Source organism: Kitasatospora sp. NPDC001539 (assembly GCF_040298565.1).
Classification (GTDB): Bacteria; Actinomycetota; Actinomycetes; order Streptomycetales; family Streptomycetaceae; genus Kitasatospora.
The window spans coordinates 1-4,037 of sequence record NZ_JBEPAK010000393.1; the positions used below are offsets into that span (position 1 = coordinate 1).

General features: G+C 72.0%; 3 protein-coding genes. All 3 read right to left on the minus strand.

All coding sequences use genetic code 11. From position 1 onward, the window contains the following. Window positions 1-8 precede the first annotated feature (8 nt). Window positions 9-518, minus strand: coding sequence for a GNAT family N-acetyltransferase (locus tag ABT247_RS32270; protein ID WP_350749902.1), 510 nt, complete (start codon window positions 516-518; stop codon window positions 9-11). 216 nt (window positions 519-734) lie between these two features. Beyond that, entirely contained in the window at window positions 735-2,615 is a 1,881-nt protein-coding gene (locus tag ABT247_RS32275; RefSeq protein ID WP_350749905.1) for a DUF8508 domain-containing protein, read from the minus strand. A 344-nt stretch (window positions 2,616-2,959) separates the two neighbouring features. After that, window positions 2,960-3,889, minus strand: a complete 930-nt coding sequence (locus ABT247_RS32280) for a Gfo/Idh/MocA family protein (protein ID WP_350749908.1) — start codon at window positions 3,887-3,889, stop codon at window positions 2,960-2,962. Between the last annotated feature and the right edge of the window lie 148 nt (window positions 3,890-4,037).

Consider the following 4,037-nt stretch of genomic DNA (forward strand, 5'->3'; position numbering starts at 1 on the left):
GCCGGACGTCAGTCCAGCGGGAGCGCCATCTCCAGGATCCGGGCCTCCGGGTCCAGCACGTACGGCGTCTCACCGCCGGTGTACTCGAAGCCGCGCCGCTCGTAGAACGCGGCGGCGCGGTGGTTCTCCTCGTGCACGCCGAGCAGCATCCGCCGCGCGCCGCCGGCCCGGGCCCAGTCGATCACGGCGTCCAGCAGGGCGTCGGCGACGCCGCGTTCGCGGCCCCGGTGGGCCGGGTCGACCCAGACGCCGATCAGGTCGACCGACGCGGGCTGGTCCTTGCTGGGGATCGACAGCATGGTGGCGACCCACTCGTCCGAGTCGTCCACGGCGACCAGGCCGATCTTCCCGGGCTCGTTGAGCCAGTCCGTCCGGGCCCGCCAGTTGCCCTCGCCCTGGTGCCGCGCGTACTCGTACGGTTCGCCGAACGCCATGGGCGTGTCGAGGAGTTGGGCCAGCCGCACCGTCCGCAGGCGCTGCCAGTCCTCGCGCCCGATCCGCTCGATCCGGTACCCCATGCCGTCCCGCCCCCGTTCCCGTCGCTCGTCACCCGGCGCCGGTCCTCGTCGCCGACAGCCCTCGGCCGTCCGCCGTCCGCCCTCGACCCAGGACCCTCGGCTCCCGGCCCTCGGCCCCCGGCCCCCGGCCGTCAGGCACGAGCCGTCGGCCGCCTGCCGGAACGCCCCCGCCGCCGGCGGTCACCGGCGGCGGAGGCAGGATAGCCGTACGGGGGATCAGGGCTTGATCCGGACCACCTGCGGATCGTGGTCGCTGGCCTGGTGGGCGAACTCGGCGTTGATGTGCACCACGTCGTACTTGGCGTAGCCGACCTCGGGGCTGACCAGGATGTGGTCCAGCACCTGCGAGTTGCCCTGGTAGACGTACGAGTACTGCTCCGTCTCCGGCAGCTCGTTCACCAGGTCGCGCAGCACGCCGTCCTTGGTCAGCGCGGCCAGTGCGGGCGAGAACTGGTAGTCGTTGAAGTCGCCGAGCGAGACGACCTTCGCCTCCTTGTCGGCGGCGAGCAGCTTGGCGACGAAGGCCTGCTCGACGGTGGCCTGCCTCATCCGCTGCACCTCGGAGCTGCGGACGGGCTGCTGGAAGCGGCTGTCGATGCCCTGGTCGCCACCCTTGCTGTTGAAGTGGTTGGCGATCACGAACACCTTCTGGCCGCGGAAGGCGAACTGGCCGACGAGCGGCTTGCGGCTGTTGGTCCAGGCCTCGTCGGTGGGCTCGATCCGGCCGGGCGAGGCGGTCAGCGAGGTGGCCGCGCCGGTGCCGGTGACGCCGACGGCGGTGGTGGCGTCGCCGCCCGCGATGTCGGTGAAGGAGACCCGCTGCGGGTTGAACAGGAAGACCTGGCGGATGTTGCCGCCGGGTTCACCGCCGTCCTTGCCGTCCTGGGGGTCGATCGAGCGCCAGTCGTAGGCGGGGCCGCCGGCCGCCTTGATCGCGGCGATGAACTTGGCGACGGTCCGGCTCGCGTCGACCGTGCCGTCGTTCTTGGCGCCGTTGTCGTCCTGGATCTCCTCCAGGGCGACGATGTCCGGCGAGCGCAGGTTGGTGACGACGCCCTGGGCCAGCTCGGCGAACTTGGCGTCCGGGTTGTTCGGCGCCAGGTTCTCCACGTTGTAGGTGGCGAGGGTGAGTTCGCGGTCGCTCGGCTGGGCGGTGACCTCGCGCTGGAGGTGGTTGTCCTTCAGGGTGCCCATGGTGCCGGCGACGAGGGTGTAGCCGCCGAAGGCGTTGTAGTCCAGCGGACCGGTGGTGGTGCCGGTCAGCTCGTCGCCGACGTTGGCCACCGGGAAGGGCTGCTGGGAGGCCGGGGCCTGCTGCTGCACCATCAGGCGGCCCACGTTGGGCTCGCGGTAGGACTCGTACAGCACGCCGCCGCGCTTGCTGCGCTGGTCCTGGCGGTCCGCGGCCACCCACAGCTCGTCGTACTTGTCGGTCGCCTGTATGACGCGGACGTCCTTGACCTGGACGAGCATGCCCTCCAGGGACTCGTAGAAGTCCAGGGCGTACTTCTCCGGGTTGAGCGGCACCTGGTTGACGGTGCCGTCGGGGCCGGCCGGCGGGGCGTAGGTGCCGGGGATGTCGCGGGTGTCGACGACCACGGGGGCGGGCAGCGGGTTGCCGGAGGAGACGACGGTGACGGCCGGGCCGGAGAGCTCGGTGACGGACTGCGAGCCGCCGGAGTAGCTCGGGTAGTACTCGCTGACCTTGCCGCTCACCAGCACCGAGTCGCCGACCTTGACGGTCGGGTTGCCGCCGGTGAAGACGAAGACGCCCTCGCTGGTGGCCGGGTCGGCGTCCGGGTTCGGGTCCTGCATCCAGAAGCCCTTGGAACTTCCGTACGCGCGGACGCCGGTGACGATCCCGGGCACGCCGGTGACGGGCTTGCCGGCCTGCGGGGAGAGCCGGGTGGTGCCCTGGACGTCGTGGATCCGCAGTGGCCCGGCCTCGGTCGGGGCCGGCGGAGCGGCCGTCGCCGCGCCGGCCGCGTTCGCCACCGGCAGCGGGACCAGCACCAGCGAGGCGGCCAGCGAGGCGGGGACGAGGGAGGCGCGCAGCAGGGCGGCTCTGCGCGGGCGGGGCGCGGGGGCGGTGGTCACCGGGTGACTCCTAGCTCCGCCGTACGGCACGGCTCGGTGCCCGGCGGTCGGGGGCAGCGCGCGTCACGCGGGCGGCCGCCGGTGCGGCCGGAGCCGCACGGGCAGCAGCGGGCGCTACTCGCGTAGAGACGACGTGGGGAAAAGCGGGAGACGGATGCCGTCTCCCGCGACGCCTTCAAGATACGCGCGTAGAAAATGACCCGACAAGACCCCGTCAGTGAACTGTCGGTTCCCGCCGGATGACATGAGGGCGCGTCAACCCGGCCCGCTCCCAGCGGGATCCCAGCTTTCCCCCAGCAACGCCCGGCGACGCGCGCCGTCCTGCGGCTTTCCCGCGCTTTTCCTCAGTTGTGTCCGATCCGCTCCACGATCAGCTCGCACAACTCGTGGGTGCGCAGCGCGTCGTGGGCGTCCAGGGTCCTCCCGGCGCGGACGGCGTCCAGGAAGGCCAGCACGCACTGCTCGATGCCGCGCTGGCGGGCGACGGACACCCAGTCGCCGCGCCGCCGGACGGTGGGCTGGCCCCGGTGGTCGATCACCTCGGCGAGGTTGCGCACCTCGCGCTTGGAGTCGCCGCCGGAGACCTCCAGCACCTCCTCTGTGGAGCCCGAGACCCGGTTCATGATGCCCAGCGCGGTGAAGCCCTCCCCGCCGAGGGTGAGCACCAGGTGCTCGACCAGCCCGTCCCGAGTGCGGGCCCGGACGTCCACGTGCTCGATCTCGCCGGGGGTGAGGAAGCGCAGCAGGTCCACCACGTGGATGAAGTCGTCGTAGACCAGCGTGCGGGCGGCCTCGGCCAGGCCCTCGCGGTTCTTCTGCAGCACGATCAGGTCGCGCGGCCGCTCCTTGGCCTGGACGTACCCGGGCGCGTACCGCCGGTTGAAGCCGACCATCAGCGAGCGGCCGGTGCGGTCGGCGAGCCCGACCAGCCGGCGGGCGCCGTCCAGGGTCTGGTCCAGCGGCTTGTCCACGTAGACGTCCACCCCGGCGGTGAGCAGCTGCTCGACGATCGGCACGTGCTGGTCGGTCGCCGCGTGCACGAAGGCGGCCCGGATGCCGCTGCCGATCAGCTCGCCCAGGTCGGTGAACCGGTGCTCGGCGCCGATCCGGTGCGCCTCGCCGATCCGGTCCAGCTTGGCCCGGTCCCGGGTCATCAGCCGCAGGTCCAGCCCGGGCAGCGCGGTGAGCACCGGCAGGTAGGCCTTCTGCGCGATGTCGCCCAGGCCGATCACCCCGACGGGGAGCCGGGGGTCGGTGGGGCCGGTCTCGGTCATGGTCTCTCCTGCCGGTGCTGCTGGTACGGGCGATCTTCCGCACCCACCCTAGGGCCAATGCCGGTGACTTTGGTGTCTGTGGCTCGTTGGTTGTGGTGTGGCAAGGGTGGGGCAGGTCAAGTCGCCTGCGGGTGAGCGGTTGTCGGAC

Coding starts and splice junctions, on each gene's coding strand:
- ABT247_RS32280 (WP_350749908.1), bottom strand. CDS start 3,889: ATGACCGAGACCGGCCCCACCGACCCCCGGCTCCCCGTCGGGGTGATC.
- ABT247_RS32270 (WP_350749902.1), bottom strand. CDS start 518: ATGGGGTACCGGATCGAGCGGATCGGGCGCGAGGACTGGCAGCGCCTG.